19 protein-coding genes are annotated in these 22,862 nt (G+C 35.6%); 8 read left to right on the top strand and 11 right to left on the bottom strand.

The window, feature by feature from the left end; genetic code table 11:
- From thrC to thrA, 3 genes are read right to left on the bottom strand one after another with little or no spacing between them, the layout of a single operon-like run.
- Positions 1-1,308: a threonine synthase gene (gene thrC / locus EL260_RS21650; protein WP_123857572.1), complete on the bottom strand. Its 1,308-nt coding sequence runs from the start codon at positions 1,306-1,308 to the stop codon at positions 1-3.
- 6 nt (positions 1,309-1,314) lie between these two features.
- Positions 1,315-2,250 (bottom strand): homoserine kinase, encoded by a 936-nt coding sequence (locus tag EL260_RS21645; RefSeq protein WP_123857571.1) that lies wholly within the window; start codon positions 2,248-2,250, stop codon positions 1,315-1,317.
- 11 nt (positions 2,251-2,261) lie between these two features.
- Positions 2,262-4,712, bottom strand: coding sequence for a bifunctional aspartate kinase/homoserine dehydrogenase I (gene thrA / locus EL260_RS21640; protein WP_123857570.1), 2,451 nt, complete (start codon positions 4,710-4,712; stop codon positions 2,262-2,264).
- A gap of 330 nt (positions 4,713-5,042) precedes the next feature.
- Between thrA and EL260_RS21635 the strand changes: the two genes are divergently transcribed.
- The 4 genes from EL260_RS21635 (at position 5,043) to EL260_RS21625 (ending at position 6,220) form a co-directional block, all read left to right on the top strand.
- Complete coding sequence (locus EL260_RS21635) at positions 5,043-5,237, top strand: bacteriocin-like protein (RefSeq protein WP_123857569.1); 195 nt, start codon at positions 5,043-5,045, stop codon at positions 5,235-5,237.
- A 70-nt stretch (positions 5,238-5,307) separates the two neighbouring features.
- Positions 5,308-5,478 (top strand): hypothetical protein, encoded by a 171-nt coding sequence (locus tag EL260_RS25730; RefSeq protein ID WP_164466560.1) that lies wholly within the window; start codon positions 5,308-5,310, stop codon positions 5,476-5,478.
- Between the two features lie 288 nt (positions 5,479-5,766).
- Positions 5,767-5,976 (top strand): hypothetical protein, encoded by a 210-nt coding sequence (locus EL260_RS21630; protein WP_123857568.1) that lies wholly within the window; start codon positions 5,767-5,769, stop codon positions 5,974-5,976.
- 40 nt (positions 5,977-6,016) lie between these two features.
- Positions 6,017-6,220, top strand: a complete 204-nt coding sequence (locus EL260_RS21625; protein WP_123857567.1) for a bacteriocin-like protein — start codon at positions 6,017-6,019, stop codon at positions 6,218-6,220.
- 54 nt (positions 6,221-6,274) lie between these two features.
- On the opposite strand, the gene nadA is transcribed toward EL260_RS21625, so the two are convergent.
- The 3 genes from nadA to EL260_RS21610 form a co-directional block, all read right to left on the bottom strand.
- The gene (gene nadA / locus EL260_RS21620; RefSeq protein WP_068944588.1) at positions 6,275-7,294 is read right to left on the bottom strand and encodes a quinolinate synthase NadA; all 1,020 of its coding nucleotides are present in this window, start codon (positions 7,292-7,294) and stop codon (positions 6,275-6,277) included.
- A gap of 106 nt (positions 7,295-7,400) precedes the next feature.
- Positions 7,401-7,964: a guanylate kinase gene (gene gmk / locus EL260_RS21615; RefSeq protein ID WP_123857566.1), complete on the bottom strand. Its 564-nt coding sequence runs from the start codon at positions 7,962-7,964 to the stop codon at positions 7,401-7,403.
- An 87-nt stretch (positions 7,965-8,051) separates the two neighbouring features.
- Positions 8,052-8,909 (bottom strand): YicC family protein, encoded by an 858-nt coding sequence (locus tag EL260_RS21610; protein WP_123857565.1) that lies wholly within the window; start codon positions 8,907-8,909, stop codon positions 8,052-8,054.
- Positions 8,910-9,004: 95 nt separating this feature from the next.
- Here EL260_RS21610 and miaA point away from each other — a divergent pair, with 95 nt between their 5' ends.
- The gene (miaA, locus tag EL260_RS21605) at positions 9,005-9,919 is read left to right on the top strand and encodes a tRNA (adenosine(37)-N6)-dimethylallyltransferase MiaA (RefSeq protein WP_123857564.1); all 915 of its coding nucleotides are present in this window, start codon (positions 9,005-9,007) and stop codon (positions 9,917-9,919) included.
- 364 nt (positions 9,920-10,283) lie between these two features.
- Here miaA and EL260_RS21600 read toward each other — a convergent pair whose 3' ends face one another.
- The 4 genes from EL260_RS21600 to EL260_RS21585 form a co-directional block, all read right to left on the bottom strand.
- Complete coding sequence (locus tag EL260_RS21600; RefSeq protein WP_123857563.1) at positions 10,284-11,696, bottom strand: efflux transporter outer membrane subunit; 1,413 nt, start codon at positions 11,694-11,696, stop codon at positions 10,284-10,286.
- Between the two features lie 221 nt (positions 11,697-11,917).
- Positions 11,918-15,100: an efflux RND transporter permease subunit gene (locus EL260_RS21595; protein WP_123857562.1), complete on the bottom strand. Its 3,183-nt coding sequence runs from the start codon at positions 15,098-15,100 to the stop codon at positions 11,918-11,920.
- A gap of 156 nt (positions 15,101-15,256) precedes the next feature.
- A complete protein-coding gene (locus EL260_RS21590; RefSeq protein WP_123857561.1) occupies positions 15,257-16,417 on the bottom strand; it encodes an efflux RND transporter periplasmic adaptor subunit in 1,161 nt (386 codons plus the stop codon).
- Between the two features lie 369 nt (positions 16,418-16,786).
- Entirely contained in the window at positions 16,787-17,383 is a 597-nt protein-coding gene (locus EL260_RS21585) for a TetR/AcrR family transcriptional regulator (RefSeq protein WP_123857560.1), read from the bottom strand.
- 308 nt (positions 17,384-17,691) lie between these two features.
- Between EL260_RS21585 and EL260_RS21580 the strand changes: the two genes are divergently transcribed.
- Entirely contained in the window at positions 17,692-18,246 is a 555-nt protein-coding gene (locus EL260_RS21580; protein ID WP_123860598.1) for a thioredoxin family protein, read from the top strand.
- 910 nt (positions 18,247-19,156) lie between these two features.
- Here EL260_RS21580 and EL260_RS21575 read toward each other — a convergent pair.
- A complete protein-coding gene (locus tag EL260_RS21575; RefSeq protein ID WP_123857559.1) occupies positions 19,157-20,020 on the bottom strand; it encodes an AraC family transcriptional regulator in 864 nt (287 codons plus the stop codon).
- 123 nt (positions 20,021-20,143) lie between these two features.
- Between EL260_RS21575 and EL260_RS21570 the strand changes: the two genes are divergently transcribed.
- Positions 20,144-21,373: an MFS transporter gene (locus EL260_RS21570; RefSeq protein WP_123857558.1), complete on the top strand. Its 1,230-nt coding sequence runs from the start codon at positions 20,144-20,146 to the stop codon at positions 21,371-21,373.
- A 2-nt stretch (positions 21,374-21,375) separates the two neighbouring features.
- Entirely contained in the window at positions 21,376-22,857 is a 1,482-nt protein-coding gene (locus tag EL260_RS21565; protein ID WP_123857557.1) for a trehalase family glycosidase, read from the top strand.
- Positions 22,858-22,862: the final 5 nt, after the last annotated feature.

Here is a 22,862-nt window from a genome sequence, read left to right as displayed (position 1 = left end):
TTAATTTTTATTAAGCAAAAATCGCTTTAATTCTTCAAAATCTGAATTTATTTCTACAGTTTTTTTCTCCTTTTTCATTAAGTCATTTAAGCTTTGAGGAATTTGAATTTTTGTGTGAATAGCATTTTCTACTGCATCAGGAAATTTCACTGGATGTGCTGTTCCTAGAATGAATCCCTTTTTACCTGGATTTTCATTAATATATTCATCGAGAGAAGCAAATGCCACTGCACTGTGAGGATCGAGAATATAATGATACCTGTTGTAAACTTCCCTAATCGTTTGTATAGTCACTTTATCGTCCACGGAATACCCGGAAATCTTATTTTTCAAAAGATCAAATTCATTATTGAAAAGTTCGAGAATTCTAATAAAATTGCTGGGATCTCCTACATCCATAGCATTGGATAAAGTAGCTACAGCTTTTTTAGGATTGTAATTTTTAGTTTTTAAATATTCAGGAATTATATCATTAGCATTGCAGGCTGCAATAAAATGTTCTGCAGGGAGTCCTCGAAGATGGGCTAAAATTCCAGCACATAAATTACCGAAATTTCCACTTGGAACACAGATGACCGGAGCTTCTTTACTTTCTTTCGATTGCCATTGCTTTAGAGCCAACAGATAATAGATCTGCTGTGGAAGCCATCTGGCAACATTGATAGAATTGGCAGATGTAAGAAATAATTGATTATTGATTTCTTTATTGGAGAAGGCTTGCTTTACCAAACTTTGGCAATCATCAAAGCTGCCATCAACTTCTAATGCGTAAATATTTTTTCCTAATGCAGTAAGTTGCTTTTCCTGAACTGGGCTTACTCTGTTTTTTGGATAAAGAATAACAACATCAATACCTGGAAGATCATAGAATCCATGGGCAACAGCTCCACCAGTATCTCCGGAAGTAGCTACTAAAACAGTAACTTTTTTCTGTTGATTTTCTAAAAAATAAGAGAGACATCTGCTCATAAATCCGGCCCCAATATCTTTAAATGCGAGAGTAGGGCCATGAAAAAGTTCCAGAATCGAAATCTCATCACTTATTTTTTTCAAAGGAATTTCAAAACTAATAGTTTCAGCAACAATTTTCTTAAGAATTTCTGAAGGAATTTCCTCTCCAATAAAATCTTTCATACATTGATAAGCGATCTCCTCATCAGAATATTGGTGAAGATTTTGAATGAATTCTTCTTCGAAGTAAGGAATGTTTTCGGGAAAGAATAATCCTTTATCTTTTCCCTGTCCTTTTATGGTTGCAGTTCTGAAATCAACATTTTCTTCCCTGCCTTTTAAATTATAATACTTCATCTGCTTTTAATCTAATTTTTGTTCTTCAATAATTTCTATTCCCATTGGGTTAATTTTTGAGACATAGACGAAATTATCTATATTGATCTCATCATATATGGTTTTCATCATGTCAGCAATATTTTCAGCTGTTTGTCTATTTTCTGCCAGCATGAAAATAGAAGGTCCTGATCCTGAAATTCCGCCTCCCAGAGCCCCAAGCTCAAGACTTTTTGATTTAATTTCATCAAATTTTGGAATTAAAATGCTTCGTACAGGTTCTATAATGACATCGTTGAGGCTTCTTCCAATCAGTGCAAAATCATTTTTCTGAATACCGGCAACAAGCCCTGCAATATTCGCCCATTGTTCAACGGCACTTTTTAAAGTGATATTTTTCTTTAAAATCTGTCTTGAATCAGATGTTTTGACTTCAACCTGAGGATGTACAGCCGTAACAAATAAATCGGGCGTATTTAATGGAATAATATCAATAGGATCTGTAGATTTCACCAAAGTAATTCCTCCATAGATGCAGGGAGCAATATTGTCTGCATGCCGCACACCGGAAGCGAGTTCTTCTCCGAACATAGCAAAATGTATCATTTCGTCCTTTGATAGAATGTTTCCTAATACGATATTAGCTCCCATAGCAGCTCCGGCAGCACTAGCTGCACTGGAACCTAGGCCGCTTCCCGGTTTTATATGTTTATGAATAATAACTTCAAAGCCATTCTTTAAGTTGAAGTGCTCCTGAATTTTTAAAAGTACAACTCCGGCAACATTTTTATCTGGCTTTTCAGGGAGTCCAAAAGAATCTTTGTGTTTGATGATAATTTCTGGAGTTTCCAATAAGCGGATTTCCATTTCATCATAAGGTTCATTAACAGCCATTCCCAGTATATCAAATCCACATACCAGATTGGCAACAGTAGCAGGAATTTTTAAATTTACTTTTTTCATATTTTTTGTTTTTAAACTGAACGGATGATGTCTGCGAAAATACCACTGGCAGTGACCTCAGCTCCTGCACCGGCTCCTTTGATGACCAATGGCTGTTCGGAGTATCTTAAGGTTTTAAAGATGACAATATTATCCTTTCCATAAAGATGAAACAGATCGCTTCCCGGAGCCACATGCTGTAATCCTACCTTAGCTTTCCCCTCTTTAAATTCTGCAGTATACTTCAATATTTTTCCTTCTTTTTGAGCATCGTCAAATAGAGATTTAAAATGACTTTCATATTCTGTAAGTTTTTCATAAAAATGATCTACACTGCCTTCCATACAAGCTGCAGGTAGAAATCCTATATTTTCAATTTCGTCAAACTGAAGTGGATATCCGGCTTCTCTGGCAAGGATCAAAATCTTTCTTGCCACATCTGTTCCGGAAAGGTCCAGCCTTGGATCTGGTTCTGTATAACCTTCTTTTTGTGCCTGAGCGACTACTTCGGAAAATGTTCTTTTTCCGTCATAGTTATTGAATACAAAGTTTAATGTTCCGCTGAGTACAGCTTCAATAGAAGTTATTTTATCACCACTTTTAATAAGATCATTAATGGTTCCTATTACTGGAAGTCCGGCTCCTACATTGGTTTCAAAGTGAAAGTTACAGTTGTGGTTTCTTGCGGTATTCTTTAAGGTTACATATGTTTTAAAAGCTGATGAAGCAGCAATTTTATTACAGGCTACAATATTGATACTCCTTTTCAAGAGGTCTTCATATACTTCGGGAATTTCAGAACTTGCAGTGATATCAACAAAGACAGAGTTTCTTACATTACGGGCTATGATTTCTTCGGCAAATTTTTGAGCTGATGCTTCAATACCTGATTCATTCCAGTTGATATATTCTTCCTCGGAAAGACCTTTGTCTGCAAAGATCATTTTTCGGCTGTTAGATAAACCTGCAATTCTTAAATTGATAAAGTGGTTTTCTCTCAGATATTGATTTTGGTTATAGATCTGCTGGATAAGCTTGGTCCCTACATTTCCTGTTCCGCAGATATAAAGATGGATTTGTTTTATTGCTGATTCGAAAAATTCTTCATGAAGAACATTTACTGCTTTTCTGGTATCTTTTTCAGCAATAACAACGCTGATGTTTCTTTCTGATGAGCCTTGGGCAATGGTTCTGATATTGATTCCATTATTGCCAAGACATCCAAACATTTTAGCACTTACACCACTTCTGCTTTTCATGTTTTCTCCTACCAATGCTACTATGGAAAGGCCAGTTTCAATAGTAACAGGAGTAACTCTTTTTAAATTGATATCATCTGCAAAAGATGCATTAATTGTATTTTCAGCGGTTAACCTATCCTTTTCGTGAATAGCTATGGTAATGGAATGTTCCGAAGATCCCTGTGTAATTAGTATAACATTTATTTTTTCCTGACTCAGACACTGAAAAAGTTTTGCAGAAATTCCTGGAATTCCTATCATTCCGCTGCCTTCCAACGTTAGAAGGGCAATATGACTCAGATTTGAGATTCCTACTGCTACCTCATGTTTCTCATTTTCCGAAATTTCCAGATTATGGGATACTAATGTTCCCTGCGCTTCCGGATCAAAGGTGTTTTTAATTTTAAGCGTAATATTTTTTACCATCACAGGTTGAATAGATGGTGGATAAATAACTTTTGCTCCAAAATGAGAAAGCTCCATAGCTTCATGATAGGAGATTTCTGCGATGGGTTTTGCATAAGAAGCCAAGCGAGGGTCTGCAGTCATCATACCGCTTACATCTGTCCATATCTGAAGTTCCTCGGCCTGAATAGCAGCAGCAATTATAGCAGCCGTATAATCTGAACCACCACGTCCTAATGTTGTTGTATGGCCTTTTTCGTCACTGGCTATAAAACCAGGACCTATCAGGATACGATTCTGATGCTTGTTGATATAATTTTTGATATTGCTTTCACTGGCGCTGAAATTTACTTTCGCATGAGTGAAAGTGCTATCGGTTTTGATAAGTTCTGAAACATTCATCCATAAACAATCCAGTTCCTGATGCTGAAGCCTTGCCGCAATAATACTGGATGACAGGAATTCTCCATAGGAGGCAATTTTATCCTTGATTCTTGGAGTAAGCTCTCCAAGAACAAAAATTCCGGCGTATAGATCTTCCAGATCGTTGAAGTGTTTTTTAACAAAGCTTAGTAAAGAACTTTGCTCTAAAACAGGAATAAGTTCCTTGACTAGGGTCATATGTTTTTCTTCCGCATTTTTAAGCAGTTGCAAATAATCTTCATTTTTAACAGCTGCATATTCTGCGGCGTTAATAAGAAGATCTGTTACCCCATGAAGTGCTGATACAATGACTACAATATTGTCTTTTGAAGATTCCTTTTTGATAATGTTTTCCACTAACAGGATATTCTGAGAATTGGCGACTGATGTTCCGCCGAATTTTAAGATTTTCATCTATTATTTATTTAAGATTAGAAAAGTGAGAGGGCTACTCTTTGAAAAAAGAGTACAGGTACCGGAAATAATATGTGAAAATTTACCCCTTTATGGGGTAGTTGTTGTAGTTGTGAATGTAGAAACAGTAGATACTCCTGAAATAGGTGACTTCAGGATAGAAATATCAGATATGTTTCTTGAAAAATTCATTATAACTAAACAAATGTACAAATTATTTTGGAACGGCAAAGTTTTAACATAATATATTTTAAATCCTTTTATGGAGAAATATTTGGTGCAATTAATTAAAAATCTTACATTTATCTAATTAACTATAATGGAAATCCAATGAAAAATTCAAAAAAAATTAAAAGAGAACATTTAAAATCAATTAATGGTGGTGGAATAGGGAATTGTTATGAAAATTGTCCTGAAGGACCTTATGGTCCTAATGAAGCTAAATCATGCGGAGACTTTTATGGGCTGCCGGAGTGCTGTAAAAAAAGAGTACTGGTAAGTATGGACTGTTTTGACCGTTATTAATATTTTTCAAAATATAAGAGCATTGTTGTATAACAGTGCTCTTTATCTATAATCTTAAAATTAAAATACTATGAAAACTTTGAAAAAATTAACAAGAGAACAAAAGAAAGGGATCAGCGGCGGTGCAACGCAAATCCAAATTGAAGCATGCGGTAGTGAGCAACTTGTATGTTTTATGGGAGGAGGCAGATGGGGATGTTGGCTGAAGCCCGGTGGAAAATGTTATGCTCCAATGCTGTAGTTTGAATCAAATTGAAACCATTCAAAATCTTTATTGGATGAACAAGCTTTCAAGACAACATCTTAAGACTATTAAAGGTGCGAATGCATCTATTTGTAATGGATGCCCTAGCCATATTATGTATGGACCGGGCTCAGAACATGGTGGAACATGTGAGAATTATTTTGCGTTACCTGATTATTGCAAAAGCAAGAATTGTGTAGGAGTAAGTATTTACTGTTTTGAGGAAGGGTCGTATAAATAATTATTAATAAGAGATAAGAATATTAATTAATAACAAATTTAAACATGCGAAAATTACCACGAACAAAGCTTAAGGATATTAACGGTAAAGGAAGAAGTTGTGACTTCTGTCCTACCTCCGGAAATTATGGAGATGGTCCTGAGTATACTAATGGCTGTATGGCTTTTTGGGCATTATCTCCTACTTGTAGAAATTGCGTTGATGTAAGTGCCGATTGCTATGGACCAGATTATTCTGATTATTACGGCCACTAAATAATCATTCTATTTAATAACATCAAAAATTAAGATTACTATGAAAAATTTTAAAAAATTAAACAGAAAAGAATTAGGAGGTGTAAATGGTGCCATTGGATCAAACTGCAACAGATGTCCACAGCATACAACGTATGGAACAGGGCCAAATGATGCTCCATGCAGTGCTTATCAGGCACTTCCTACTTATTGCAAAGCCTGCGTAATTGTAAGTATGGAGTGTATGGATGGAGGGGTGTCTTAATAAATAGGACTCATCAAAAATAAAAAAGCACTGTGAAAACAGTGCTTTTTATATTTACTTTATGCTTTTCGAAAGATCAAGCATCGCCTCAATGGGCTTCAATGCTTTTAATCTTAATTCTTCGTCAATAAGAATCTCAGGAAGTTCATATTTCATACATAAATACAATTTTTCCATGGTGTTACGTTTCATGTAGAAACATTCTGAACAGTTACAGCTTTCATCAAAAACCAATGCCGGAATCAATTCCTTGTGTGGTGCACGTTTTCTCATTTCGTGAAGGATTCCTTCTTCTGTTGCGATGATGAATTTCTGACAATCGTCTTTTTCTACAAAGTTCAATAGGGCAGAAGTGGAGCCAATGAAGTGCGCTAATTTTAAAACAGCTTCTTCACTTTCCGGGTGTGCAATCATTTTTGCATCAGGATTGTCTGCAAGTTGTTTTGCAATTCTTTCCATTGAAAATGCTTCATGTACTATGCAGCTTCCATCCCAAAGAATCATATCACGACCTGTCTTTTTAGATAGGTATCTTCCTAGGTTTTTGTCCGGTGCAAAAATAATAGGTCTGTCTTTTGGAAGTGCTTCAATAACGGTTTCAGCATTTGAACTTGTTACGATAATATCACTTTCAGCCTTAGTTTCTGCATTACAGTTAATGTATGTTGCAATTAAAGCATCTGGATGCTGTTCACGCATTTTTCTTAATCCTTCTCCTGAACATCCGTCTGCTAATGAGCATCCAGCCATCGTATCCGGAAGAACTACTTTTTTAGTTGGATTAAGGATTTTTGCAGCTTCAGCCATGAAATGTACTCCGCAGAATACAATCATATCAGCGTTGGTTTCTTTTGCCTGTCTTGCCAATTGCAGAGAATCTCCAAGGAAATCAGCAATATCCTGAATTTCTCCCGGTTGGTAATAATGGGCAAGAATTACAGCATTTTTTTCTTCCTTAAGTTTCAGAATAGCTTTTACCAGTTCTTCTCCCTGAGGAATCGCTATATCTTTTATATCCAGGAATCCTTTTACGGGAATCGCAGACTTAGCTTTTTCTAATGTTTCGGTACTCATATCAACCTCAATGTTTTTTATTATCAGAAGTTAGAGGTTAGAAATTAGAAGTTAGATTTTGATGAAAGTAGATTACTTTCATCTTCTGACCTCCATCTTCCAGCCATTAATTATTGATAAAACTTTTTATTAAACTTTCTATTTCTTTTTTAGCTTCATCAAGATCGGAATTAATAACAATCCTGTCAAATTCGTTGGCATAGGACATTTCTTCTTCAGCCTTTTCCACACGTGTTTTGATGGTTTCTGCATCATCCGTATTTCTTGAAATCAATCTTCGTTCCAGTTCTTCAATGGATGGGGGTTCTATAAAGATAGACAACGCCTTTTCTCCAAAATATTTTTTCAGGGAAATTCCTCCTTTTACGTCTACATCAAAAATAACAACTTTTCCCAGATTCCAGATCTTTTCTACTTCAGATTTTAAAGTTCCGTAATATTTATCAGTGTATACTTCTTCATATTCTACAAAGGCATCTTCTGAAATTTTTTGTCTGAATTCGTCAGGTGACAAAAAATGATAGTCTACCGCATGTACTTCACTTCCTCTTGGTTGTCTTGTAGTGCATGAGATTGAAAATTCCAATTCAGGGAACATTTCAAGGGAGTGCTTTACCAATGTAGTTTTTCCGCTACCAGATGGTGCTGAAAATATAATTACTTTATCCATATTTTTGAGTTTCGAGCTCCGGGGCTAAAGTTTTGGGTCACTTATCTTTCAATAATAATTGTGACCGCATATCTTACAACCTCGTTACTACAATACGTTTAACGTTTGCTCTTTAATTTTCTCCAAATCATCTTTCATCATCACTACTAATTTCTGGATTTCGGCATGATTGGCTTTGGAACCTAAAGTATTGATTTCTCTTCCGATTTCCTGAGAAATAAAGCCCAGTTTTTTACCGTTGAAAGATTCATTGTCCATTACTTCTTTATAATATTTCAAATGTTGGGTAAGTCTTACCTTTTCTTCTGAAATATCCAATTTTTCTGTGAAATAAGCCATTTCTTGGTAGAAACGGGTTTCATCCACATTTTCGAATTCTTTCAGCGTCTTTTGGTAACGTTCTTTTACACTCACAATTCTTTCTTCTTCAAAAGGAATCACTTCGCCCAGATACTTTTCAATATTTTGAATATTTCTGTTAAGCTCTTCATGTAAAATGCTGCCTTCCGTTTTTCTGAATTCTTCAAATCGGTCGACGGCAGCATTTACGATTTTTGATAATGCTTCCCATTCACCTTCTGTAAGTTCATCAGGTCTTGAAGTGATAGCATCCGGAAGTCTTACTGCCATTTTCAGGTATTCAAAATTAGGACCATCAGATGCAATATTTTTAAGTTCATTGATGTAAGAATCAATTAAACCTTTATTAATTTTTACATCATTAGATTCTTCAAGATTTTCAAGATTGACATAGCAGTCAACTTTTCCACGGATAATTCTATCGTTAAGAATTTTTCTGATCTCAAATTCTTTTTCTTTGTAACGTAAAGGAATTTTGATATTTAAATCAAAGCTCTTGCTGTTCAGTGATTTAATATCTATTGTTATTTTTTTTCCTTCAAAAACACCTTCGGCTCTACCGAAGCCAGTCATTGATAAAATCATAGTTTTTTATTGTTCTACAAAGATAAACATTTAAATTAGCACAGTGAAATCTGTAAAAGATTCTATTTTACAGATAAAATAATGAATGTGCACTGATGAAAAATCTGATTTCTGTAGTAGGACCCACCGGAATAGGGAAGACAAAACTGGCAATTGATCTGGCAAAACATTTCAATACCGAAATTGTTTCTTGTGATTCCCGGCAGTTTTTCAAGGAAATGAAAATAGGAACAGCAGCACCATCTGAAGAAGAATTGGCTGAAGCCCCTCATCATTTTATCGGCAATCTTTCCGTTGAAGAATACTATTCAATTGGTCAATACGAAGAAGATGCCCTGAAAAAACTCACTGAACTTTTTCAAAAACATAACACCGTCATTCTTGTAGGGGGAAGTATGATGTATGAAAAAGCTGTGATTGAAGGGTTGAATGATCTGCCTGAAGCCAATGTTGAAAATCAGGAAAAGCTTCAGAAACTTATGGAAGAGGAAGGTGTTGAAAAACTTCAGGAAATTTTAAAAGAATTAGATTCCGAATATTTTGAAGTAGTCGATATTCACAATCACCGAAGACTTTTACGTGCTATTGATGTGATTTGGCAAACCGGTAAAAAATATTCTGAACAGATTGCTGTTTCTCAGGATTCCAGAGATTTTAACGTTATCAGAATTGGAATTGAAGCGCCAAGAGAAGAATTGTATGATAGAATCAACCGTAGAGTGGATATTATGATGGAAAAGGGTCTTTTGGATGAGGTAAAAGGTTTGGAGAAATTCAAAGGACTGACTGCTTTGAATACGGTTGGTTATACTGAATTATTCAAATATTTAGATGAAGAATGGGATCTTGAATTTGCCGTTTCTGAAATTAAAAAGAATAGCCGCAGATATGCCAAGCGCCAATTGACATGGTATAGAAAGGCTGATGATATTCATTATTTGCAGTTGGGATATTCTCAGCGGGATTATGAGGATTTGATTCTTTGGATTACTGAGCAGTTTCAGAAATAAATTTTTGAACTATTAATATTATAAGAGGGTAGAGGAGCTTGGCTTTAAGGAATACTGTTCTTAAAATCTATTGATTCGCATTGATGAAATTTAATTTCTTTAGTCATTTAAAAATTGAAATAGACATTGAGATTCCTCGGAATGACAAAGACTATATGTATTGTTTGTCATTCTGACGAAGGAAGAATCTTGTATATTGTTTCAGAGATTCCTCACTCCACGTTGTTCCGTTCAGAATGACAGTGTATAATTAGATGTCCTGGGGATCATTTAAAGCATAGAGTTTATGTTGATTTACTATAATTTAACAATAAAAAAATGCGGTCCATAAAAAACCGCATCTCAAACAATATAATTTAATTTACTACTTCCAACCGCCGCCTAGTGCTCTGTATAAATCTACAATGCTGCTTAATCTTTGTCTTTTAATGGAAGCCAGATTCAACTCTGCCTGAAGAGAATTTCCCTGTGCGGTAATCACTTCAAGATAATTGGTTGAACCTCCTCTGTAAAGAAGTTGTGCACTTTTAATTCCATCTTTCAGTGTGGTAGATTGTTCAGCTGCTTTTTGTTCCTGAATTTTTAAATTCTCATTAGAAACCAAAGCGTCAGAAACTTCACCCACTGCATTTAATACGGATTGGCGGAATGCCAATACATTTTTCTCTCTTTGAATTTTAGCGACTTCAAAATCAGTTTTCAATTGTCTTTTTTGGAAAATAGGCTGTGTAATTCCCCCTAAAACAGATCCAAATAATGAGGCCGGAATTTGAAACCAATTATCAAATTTAAATGAATTGACTCCTCCGTTAGCAGTAATCTTTAATGCAGGATACATATTGGCCTGAGCAATTCCCACCATAGCATTAGACTCTAATAAAACCAATTCCTGCTGACGCACATCCGGTCTACGGCTTACCATAGCTGCTGGAAGTCCTGCCATGATATTTTGAGGCAGTGAAGTGTCAGACATTTCAATCGTTCTGTTGACTTTATTAGGTGTTTCACCTACCAGAATGCTTAATGCATTTTCCTGAATGGCAATATTCTGTTCCAATTGGGAAATTAAAAGTTCAATGGCTTGTTTCTGAGCTGTAGCTTGCTGAACTCCTAAAGAGGTTGTATCACCACTTTCCCACATTTTTTGTGTAATTAATAGAGTATTACTGGTTAACTCCAGATTGGATTTGGCAATTGCCAGCTGTTTATCCAGCATCAGAAGATTGTAATATCCCTGGGCAATAGCGGCTACCACTTGAGTTTGAATAGCCTTTGAACCTTCATACGTCTGCAGATATTGCATTCTGGAAACTTCCTGTTGGTTTTTGATTTTCCCCCAGATATCAGCTTCCCATGAAAGATTGAATGCTGCATTATAATCTTCAACATGATTTTGCCCTAAAAATAAATTCAAGCTCTGTCCGTTCATGCTGTTCTTGGATGGCTTTGAAATTTGTGCAGCCACCCCAAATCCAACATCCGGATATTGCATGTATTTTGCCTGTTTCAGTTTTTCCTGTGAAGAAGCTACTTGTTTTAGGGCAATTTGAAGGTCATAATTATTTTTAATTCCTTTTTCAATCAGACCTTGTAAAATAGGGTCATTGAAAAATTGTTTCCATTCCAGATTGGCAATACTTGCTGTATCAGCAGTGGCTGTGTACTGGAATTTTTCCGGTAGCGGAAGGTCCGGCTCCGTGTATGCCAGTTTTGACACACACGAAACAGATCCTAAAGCTATGGCGAATGTTATTATAATATTTTTTAGTCTTTTCATAGTTTTTGTTTAATAGACTTAATAGAGTACAAAACTTTGAGATAGTTTATTTCCCACAGATTGCACAGATTTACACTCATGTTTGTAGATAAGAAAATCGAAGATTTTCTAAACTTATGTGTACTTCTAACATTCAAGATTTTAATTTTAAAATATCTTAAGAGTTTGAAATATTTTGTGACTTTTGTGGTTTATAAATTCAATTTTTTGTTACTATTTAATTAATGAGGAGTTGCCAGAAGTTCTTCTTCCATTTGCTTTTTCAGAAGTCTCTTCTTCTTTCTGCTTGGCATTTTTTCATGCAGATATTGGAAGACAACATACATCACAGGAATAATGAAAATTCCGAATACTACTCCTGTAAGCATTCCACCTACGGTACTATACCCAATAGAATGGTTTCCTTTTGCAGAAGCTCCCTGCGTCCAAACTAATGGAAGCATTCCCACGATGAAAGCAAAAGAAGTCATCAGGATGGGTCTTAAACGTAATCTTGAAGCCTGAAGTGCCGATTCAATCAATGATCTTCCAGCTTTTCTTCTCTGAACGGCAAATTCCACGATAAGGATGGCATTTTTTGCTAATAATCCTACCAACATGATTAATCCTACCTGTACATAAATATTATTATCAATTCCTGCCAGTCCTGTGAAGGCAAATACTCCGAATATTCCGGTTGGAATAGTTAAAATAATGGCAAACGGAAGAATATAACTTTCGTATTGAGCAGCTAACAGGAAATACACAAATAAAATACTTAGTAAGAAGATAAAAGTTGTTTGTCCTCCTGTTTTGATCTCCTCACGCGTAATTCCTGTCCATTCATACCCATAGCCTCTCGGAAGTGATTTTTGAGCCACTTCTTCTACAGCTTTAATGGCATCTCCGGTACTATATCCCGGTTTTGGAGTACCATTAATAGTTACCGCATTGAAAAGGTTATTTCTTGTCACAGTTTCCGGCCCGAAGGTTCTTTTTAAGGTAACCAATGTTTTAGCGGGTACCATTTCTCCTGATTTATTTTTCACATAAATTCCCTCCAAAGAATTAATATCCGTACGGTAAGGAATATCTGCCTGAGCCATTACTCTGTAATATTTTCCGAATCTATTGAAATCCGAAACGAAGCTGCTTCCGTAATAAATCTGCATAGTTTGCATTAATTCGGTTATAGAAACTCCTAGCTGATTGGCTTTATCAGTATCTACATCAATAGTATATTGTGGATTTCCGGCGGCATACGTTGTAAAGGCAAAGGCAATTTCAGGGCGCTTCATTAATTCACCAATGAATTGTTGAGTAGTGGTTCCCAATTGCTCAAAAGATCCGTTGGTTTTATCCTGTAACATAAATTCAAAACCTGAAACGTTACCAAATCCCTGAATCGTAGGAAAGTTGAAAAAGAAGGCATTGGCATCTTTTACCTGGCTTACTTTTCCTGTTAATGCCGCAGCAATCTGATCCGGATCTTTCATTTCTCCTCGTTGATCATAATCTTTCAGTTTAATGAAACCTGCAGAATAAGGAGAAGCATTCGCATTACTGATGAAGTTCATTCCATCGGCTACCCAAAGGTGATTGGTGGCTTTTTCTCCATTAATAATTTTGTCAATCTGTTCAGTCGCTCTGTGTGTTCTTTCCAATGAGCTTCCCGGTGGAGTATTCACTGCATAAAGAACAAATCCCTGGTCTTCTGTTGGAATAAATCCTGATGGTGCTTTTTTAATCATGAAAATACTTGCAGCAGTAATAACAACTAGACCTCCGATCGCCACCCATTTATTCTTGATTAAAAATTTGAGGCTGTAAATGTACTTTTTGGTCATGTTATTGAAGCTGGCATTAAATGCATTGAAGAATCTTGCACCAAAGCCTTTTTTATGACCATGCTCCCCATGTTCTCCCTGAGGATCGCTCAAGAAAATAGCACATAATGCAGGGCTTAATGTTAAAGCATTCACCGCCGAAATCATAATGGCAATGGCTAATGTAAAGGCGAACTGTCTGTAGAAAACTCCTGCAGGACCTTGCATAAAACCAACCGGAATAAATACTGCACACATTACCAATGTAATGGAAATAATGGCTCCGGAAATCTCGCTCATAGAGTTCATAGTAGCATGTTCTACAGGCATTCCTGTTTGTTCCATTTTGGAATGAACGGCTTCTACCACTACAATAGCATCATCTACCACAATACCAATGGCCAGAACCAATGCAAATAAAGTAAGCATGTTGATACTGAAACCAAATAACTGAAGGAAGAAGAACGTACCAATAATAGCGACAGGTACGGCAATGGCTGGGATTAAAGTAGATCTGAAATCCTGAAGGAAAATAAATACCACAATAAATACCAGAATAAATGCAATCACCAATGTTTCCACTACCTGATGAATAGAAGCATCAAGGAAATCCTTGGAATTATACATGATAATTGGTTTCACTCCTTTAGGCAAGGTAGTACTGAACTGATCTACTTGTTTTTCAATCTCAGTCAGGATTTCATTGGCATTAGAGCCAGCAGTTTGTAAAATGGCAAACCCAGCAACGGGTTTCCCGTCTACTCTGTTTGTTGCTGTATAGGTATAAGAACCAAATTCTACTCTTGCAACATCTTTTAGTCTTAAGAATGAACCATCACTATTCGCTTTAATGGCAATACTTTCGTAATCTTCGCCTTTGTTTAGCTTTCCTTTATATTTAAGGATATATTCATAAGTTTCTTTACTGCCCTGCCCAAGACGTCCTGGAGCTGCTTCAAGGTTATGGTCTTTGATGGCATTCAGAACTTCCTGTGGAGAAAGATTGTTGGCAGCCAGGCGATCTGGTTTTAGCCAAATTCTCATGGAATAATCTCTTGTTCCGAAAACCTGAGCCTGAGCAACCCCTGGGATACGCTGAATTTGTGGTATTACGTTGATCTTAAGGTAATTTTGTAAGAAAAGTTCATCATATTGCTTTGGATCATCACTGGATAATCCCATAAACATAATCATACTATTCTGAACTTTCTGCGTTGAAATTCCGGCTTGTACCACTTCCTGAGGAAGCTGGCTCATCGCTTTTGAGACCCGGTTTTGTACGTTTACGGCAGCATTATCGGGATCAGATCCTTGCTTAAAGAAAACGCTTAAAGTCATGGTACCGTCATTACTTGAGTTTGAAGTCATGTACGTCATGTTCTCCACTCCGTTTACAGCTTCCTCAATAGGGGTTGCTACAGAACGTGCCACTACTTCAGCATTAGCTCCCGGATAAAAAGCCGTTACCTGGACACTCGGTGGAGCAATATCCGGAAAGAGGGCGATAGGCAGATTAAAGAGAGACAAGGCTCCCAATAATAAGAGTATTATGGAGATGACCGTGGAAAGGACCGGTCTTTCTATAAATTGTTTTAACATAAGAAGTTTATTTTTTTAAGTTGCTTACACTTTCTTTTGACACTTAAGTTTTAAAGATTTTCAAATACTTATATGTACTTGTCATCATAATCAATTCAACTTTATATACTTATTTAAAAGCTTTTGTGACTTTTGTGGTAAAAAAAGTTTAAACAGTTACAACGGCTTTGCTCTTAATAAGCTATCCGAAGAAATAACTTTGGGGTTGATGGAAGCTCCGTCTTTCAGGTTTCCGATTCCGGTGTAGACAATCTTTTCTCCTGGTGAAAGTCCCTCAGAGATAAAGTAATAACTGTCTGTTTTTCCTGAAATTTTAATAAGTTTTCCGGTTACCTTTTTATCTTTGCCCATTACATAGACATACGTTTTATCCTGAATTTCGAAAGTAGATTCCTGTGGAATAATCACTGCATTTGAAATCAGTTGTGGCATACGTATTCTTCCTGTATTTCCGGTTCTCAGTGTTCCGTTGGTATTAGGAAAAACGGCACGTACGCTGATGGCTCCTGTTGTTTTGTCAAACTGTCCGTCTACAATGCTTAATCTTCCTTTTTCAGGATAAGTACTGTTGTCTGCAATAACCAAGTCTACCATAGGCATATTTTTTAACTTTTCTTCTAAAGTTGCGCCGGGATATTTATTCTGAAAAGCAATAAAATCAAGTTCACTTAAAGAGAAATAGGCATAAATTTCACTGATGTCTGATAGTAAAGTCAATGGATTAGGATCAGTTCTTGAGATCAGGCTTCCCTTTTTAAAAGGAATTCGCCCGATATATCCGCTTACGGGTGCTGTAATCGTAGTAAATCCTACATTGATTTTAGCACTGCCAACAGATGCTCTGGCCTGTGATGCGGCAGCTATAGCGGCTTCATAGTTGGCTTTTGCTGTTTTAAGCTGAACATCAGATACAACTTTTGCAGCAACTAAAGGCTGAAGTCTGTCCACTTCTACTTTTGCCTTTTGTATATTGGCGTTGGCAACCTGAAGATTAGCATTTGCCATATTCATCTGCTCGCCATAGCTTCTTGAATCTATTTTAAATAAAGGCTGTCCGGCTCTTACATACGCGCCTTCCTCTACATAAATTCTGTCCAGATATCCATCAACCTGAGATCTGATTTCCACATTGTTTTTCCCTTCTAAAGCAGTTGGGAATTCCTGATAGGTGGTAGCAGGAGAAGATATAACGGTATAAACCGGAAGTTCAGGAGCTGGAGGTGCAGTATTGGATCCTTCCGCAGCCTTGGTGCAGCTCTGTAAAAGAATTATACTTGATATAAGTACAATAAACCTTGTTTTTCCAGGTATGTTCATTGTTAATTTAATTTTTTAAATAAAGTGTTAGATTGAAGTAATGTTTCTTTTTAATAAATGCTGTTTTTTTTCCTAACAGTGTTAATGAATTGTTAAAAAAAAATTACAGATTTTTAATGTCCGATCAAGTCGATTGTTTCCATAATTGAAAATTGTTTTTAATGTTTAAGTATATGAAGATGTGAGGTGTAAATCATGTTAATTTTGCTAACGGTGTTAATTTAAAAAGAAAAAATAAGTACCTTTAACAATCGAATCGTGTAGAGTTTTACATAGATGTTTTTTTATTTTTAATAAGGTTTTAACAAATATTTTACATTAATCAAGTGTTAAATTTCCTAACGGCGTTAACTTTAGTTCAAAAAAATATTATAAAGACTTAATAAATGATGAAACAGTCTCATCCAAAGTCGATTTATTCATAGTAGATGGAATATCTCCTGTACGCATCATCATAATGGAAATCATCCCATGAACCGCTGAAAATAGGGCGTGAGACATATGACATGCATTATCTGTATTCGATCCGTTTTTTTCAATGATGTTATAGGTACATTCATAAATCAATTCCTGGAACGAAGAAAATTCTTTTTTCATCTGTCCTTTCCCACAACATTGCATTCCCAGCCCAAACATGAGTTGGTAATATTCCTTATTATTAAAAGCAAAGTTCCAATAAGCATCTACAAGAGCTATAAGCTGCTCTTCCGGAGTATCATATTGCTGTTGTGCTTTTAATAATTCTATGTGTAATTTGTGAAAGCCATCTAATGAAATTTCAAATAGAATAGCATCCTTGTTTTCGAAATAATCATACACCACCGGTGCGCTGTATTCAATAGCGTCTGCTATTTTACGCATAGATAGTGATGCCCAGCCTTCAGATTTCGCCAAAGTGAATGCCGCCTGCAAGATACTTGCACGTATGGATTCTTTTTCTCTTTGACGACGTTCATGTAAGCCCATGATATTCTTTTCTAACAGTGTTAGCAAAACTACTAACTTTTGAAGATATCTTCCAAATGTTATTTTGATTTTTATGAAAAAAGAAGGTATAGGAAATTGATTGGAAAATGGTAGATGCGGTGGTGGAAGTGGTTTAAGTATATAGTTTTGAAATCATTGTAAAAATTAATAAGGTAAATAGCCTGAGTCAATAAGTAGATTGGAGGATGTTTTTTTTAAGAATTCAATAAGTTCCATCTTCCAGCCTCCATCTTCCTTACCATTTAACCAAAGAAATTTTTATCTTTGTGAAACTAAAGAAAAAGGATATGAATACTCCCTCCAATATGTTGGCATTAGGTACAAAAGCTCCGTTTTTTGAGCTTCCGAACCCGTCAAAAACGAATGAACTTCAGTCTTTAGAAGAACTGAAAGGAGAAAAAGGAACGCTGGTTATCTTCATGTGCAACCACTGTCCGTTTGTTCTTCATGTAATTGATAAAATCAATGAATTGTATGAAGACTATAATGAAAAAGGAATTGAATTCATTGCGATCAATGCTAATGATATTGAAAAATATCCGGATGACTCTCCTGAAAAAATGATTGAGTTCCAAATCGAAAGAAATTTTGATTTCCCTTATTTATTTGATGAGAGCCAGGCTATTGCAAAAGCTTATGATGCAGCATGTACTCCTGATTTTTATTTCTTTGATGATAAATTAGACCTTGTATACAGAGGCCAGATGGATGATTCAAGACCTGGAAATAACAAAGATGTTACCGGAGAAGATTTGATTATTGCTTTTGAAAATCTTTTAGCTGGAGAATCTCAGGAAGAAATTCAGAGACCTAGTATGGGATGTAATATTAAATGGAAGTAATTTCCGGTTACGGTTCTTACTTGTTATAATATATGGCTGTTCTTTTTAGGACAGCTTTTTTGTTTCCGATAGATTGATTAGTAATCTCGCAGATTTAGGAGATCATGCAAATTTTTTCCTGGAGATAATCAATACTATAATATTCCTAACCGCAAGCATCTGTGCAAATCTGCGCAATCTGTGGGAAATAAAATTTTACAAATAAGATTACCACAAAAGTTACAAAAGATTTGAAATACTTAAATGATTTTAAGCTAAAAGTATATAGCATAAGAAGTACACATAAGTTTAGAAAATCTTTAATATCCTTATCCGCAAGCATCTGTGCAAATCTGCGCAATCTGTGGGAAATAAAATTTTACAAATAAGATTACCACAAAAGTCACAAAAGATTTGAAATACTTAAATGATTTTAAGCTAAAAGTATATAGCATAAGAAGTACACATAAGTTTAGAAAATCTTTAATATCCTTATCCGCAAGCATCTGTGCAAATCTGCACAATCTGTGGGAAATAAAATTTTACAAATAAGATTACCACAAAAGTTACAAAAGATTTGAAATACTTAAATGATTTTAAGCTAAAAGTATATAGCATAAGAAGTACATATAAGTTTAGAAAATCTTTAATATCCTTATCCGCAAGCATCTGTGTAAATCTGCGCAATCTGTGGGAAATAAAATTTTACAAATAAGATTACCACAAAAGTTACAAAAGATTTGAAATACTTAAATGATTTTAAGCTAAAAGTATATAGCATAAGAAGTACACATAAGTTTAGAAAATCTTTAATATCCTTATCCGCAAGCATCTGTGCAAATCTGTGCAATCTGTGGGAAATAAAATTTTACAAATAAGATTAACACAAAAGTCATAATCATCTGCAAAATTTGCGTGATCTGCGAGAAACTCAGACACTCACCTTATTATGAGCATAATCTTTAATGAACTCTGAAGGTGTTTTTCCTGTATACTTTTTAAACATCCTGTTGAAATAGGTTACATTATTGAAGCCACAACTATAACTGCATTCTGAAATTGATTTATCCTGAGCCATCAGCAGACAAGCTTTATTGATGCGATATCGGTTTACAAATTCTGTAAAGGTGATCTGGGTTGCTTTTTTAAAGAAATTACAAAAGGCCGGTAAAGTCAGGTTTGCCAGTTTTGCGACATCTTCAATATTGATTTCCTTGTCGTAATGGTGTTCTACATAAGTGAAAATATTTTCAAGACGCGTTTTATTCTTTGAAATAATGGTGTAAGGCATAATTTCCTTATTCAAAAGGTCATAGTCTGTACACTTTGACAGTTCAAAAAGAATTTCCAACAGCAATAAATATCTTTTATAACCTTCTGATTCCAACATCAATTTTAATTTCGGAAGGAGAGCTTTCTTTACTTTATGATGAAAGTGGATGCCATATTTTGAAAGTTCAAGCAGATTTTTGATGGATCTGGCTTCCACTTCTTGTTGGGGAAACTGGAGAATTTCTTCTTTAAACTGAAGGACTATTTCTTCATGCGGATCAATAGAATTCAATCCAAATCCTGAATGGGGAATATTAGAACCGATCAGAACGAGATCTCCATGTGTATAATTGCTTTTATGATAGCCAACGTGACGGGTTCCGCTCCCGGAAATGACACATACCAGCTCAATTTCGGGATGATAATGGTACTCCCATTTGAATTCTGAAATAGGAGAGTTATTATGAATGGTACGAAAGGAGCTTTTCTCATTGGGAATTACTCTTTCAAAAGTAACTTTCATTTAATTAATCATATTTAATCACTAAAAATACTAATTATATTAATATTGTTCAAATATTGATTTATTGTGTTAAATTATTGTGAACAGAAATGCTTCTATCTTAGCCGCAAAGAAATAACCTGAATGAAAAACTTCAACATCAAGGCGGTTTTATTTTTGAACTATTTTGTTTTCGCAATTCTTCTGAATTCTGTGGGAACAGTAATTTTGCAGGTACAGCAGAACTTCGGGATTTCAAAATCATCTGCGAGTGTGCTGGAAGGCTTTAAAGATCTTCCGATTGCGATCTGTTCATTTATTCTCGCTTCGTTTCTTCCTAAAATTGGGATTAAGAATTCAATGCTGATTGCACTATTTCTGGTGAGCGGAATGTGCTTTGTGATGCCGTTTACCAATGATTTCTGGATCTTCAAAGTATTATTTGCCATTGTAGGAGTTTCTTTTGCGCTTATTAAAATTTCTGTTTTTACCTCCATTGGTTTGGTAACAGAAACGGATAAAGAGCACTCAAGCTTTATGGGATTTCTGGAAGGATTTTTTATGATCGGAGTTTTGGCAGGAAATGTTTTATTCAGTTTATATATTGACGATCACAATCCGAAATCTACCCATTGGCTTAATGTTTATTGGATCTTAGGAATTCTCTCGGCTTTGTCTTTCCTGTTTTTATTGTTTTCAAAACTGAATGAAAAAGAAGCGAAGAGTGAGAAAACCGATTTATTAGGCGATTTAAAAAATAGCGTAAGTTTATTTAGCTATAAAAAAGTATTGTTCTTTTTACTGTGTGCATTCCTTTTCGTATTGGTGGAGCAGAGTTTCCAGACATGGACTCCCACTTTTTATAAAGAAATTTTAAAAGTTCCAACCTCCATGAGTATTCAAGCGGGTGCTGTTTTAGCAGGAGCTTTTGCATTGGGGAGATTCTTATCAGGTTTCTTTTCCAGAAAAATAAGCTGGATCTATGTTGTATCATTCTGTGTCATTGGTTTTGCTGTAAGTTTACTTTTGGTGCTTCCGCTAACTCATAATATTCATATTGATGCCGGTACAAATTGGCTGAATGCACCACTTGTAGTGTATTTATTTCCATTAATGGGAGGTTTACTGGCCCCGATTTATCCGAGTATCAACTCAGTGATCCTTGCTTCCATCCCTAAGTACTTACATAGTGCGATGTCTGGATTGATCGTAGTTTTCTCTGCCATCGGGGGAACAATAGGTTCAATCATTACAGGTTTTGTGTTTCAGGAATTCAGCGGGCAGCAGGCATTTTACCTGTCTCTGATTCCCCTTTCATTGTTGATAACTTCAGCAATTTTCATGAATAAATTAAAAATTAACCCTAAGAAATAATTATGAGTAATCAGCTTTATATAAAAGAAATCCAGGTACTTTTTGATGCTGTACAAAAGTCGAAGATTTTTGAAGATCAGAAAATGATGACGGATGCCGTTCCTTTATTTCCGATTGCGGAGATTAATGCAACATACGAACAGGAAAAAAATGCTGCCGGTTTCGACCTGAAAAATTTTGTGATGACTTATTTTGATTTTCTAGGGGCTAAAGTTTCTATCCGTAGAGAAGATCATCTTCCAATCGGGCAGCATATAGAAAAGCTTTGGGATGAATTGACACGCACAGCTTACGAAGAAAAAGGCACTCTTTTAAAATTACCAAAACCTTATATCGTTCCGGGTGGACGTTTCAATGAGTTTTTTTATTGGGATAGCTATTTTATTATGCTTGGGCTACAGGTTTCAGGTAGAGTAGAAATGATGGAGAATATTGTAGAAAACTGTTCTTACCTGATTCAAAATGTTGGATTTGTTCCCAATGCCAGCAGGACTCATTTCTTAAGCCGCTCACAGCCTCCCTATTTTTCGCTGATGCTTGATCTTCTTGCTGAGACTAAAAATGATGAAACTGTTTATACTCAATATTATGATACTTTAGAAAAAGAATATGCTTTCTGGATGGACGGGGAAGAGGAAGCAAAAATTGGGACAGGGTTGAAAAGAGTAGTAAAAACTAAGGATGGATATGTCCTGAACAGATATTATGACACAGAAAACGAACCTCGTCCTGAAAGTTATCTGATTGATATTGAAGACCAGGAAAATGCATTAGGAGAAGAATTTTACAGAAATATAAGAAGCGCCTGCGAATCCGGCTGGGATTTTTCCAGCAGATGGTTTGCAGATGGAGAACATATACAGACGATTGAAACGCTGAACCTTGCTCAGGTAGATTTAAACTGTCTTTTATGGCATTTAGAAACAACACTTGCAAAATCGTCAGCGCTGCAGCATCTGAAAGACAAAGAAAATTATTTTACTGAAAGAGCAGCAAGCCGAAGACATATGATTAATAAATACTTCTGGGATGAAAAGACGAAGATTTACAAAGATTATCATATCCAAAAAAACACAAAAACAACGTCTGAACATATTGCTGCTCTTTACCCTTTATTTCTGGGAATTGCAGATCAGAAACAGGCCAAAGCAGTGGCTGAAACCATTTTTGAAAAATTTTTATATCCGGGAGGGTTGGTTACTACGACTAAAAAAACAGGTCAACAATGGGATTTACCCAATGCATGGGCTCCTTATCAATGGCTTGGCTTTAAAGCCATGAAAAATTATGGTTTTGATGATGAGGCGGAACTTATTAAAAACAACTGGTGTTCAAATGTGGAAAGAGTGTATAAGAACACTGGGAAATTGATGGAAAAATACAATGCATTAGATACGGAAACAATTGCAGGAGGCGGGGAATATCCCAATCAGGACGGATTCGGTTGGACGAATGGAGTGTATTTAAAACTACAACAAAACTGAAACTA

Source organism: Chryseobacterium nakagawai (genome assembly GCF_900637665.1).
GTDB lineage: Bacteria > Bacteroidota > Bacteroidia > Flavobacteriales > Weeksellaceae > Chryseobacterium > Chryseobacterium nakagawai.
The sequence above is the reverse complement of the archived record's forward strand: the minus strand, read 5'-3'. Positions and strand labels throughout refer to the sequence as shown.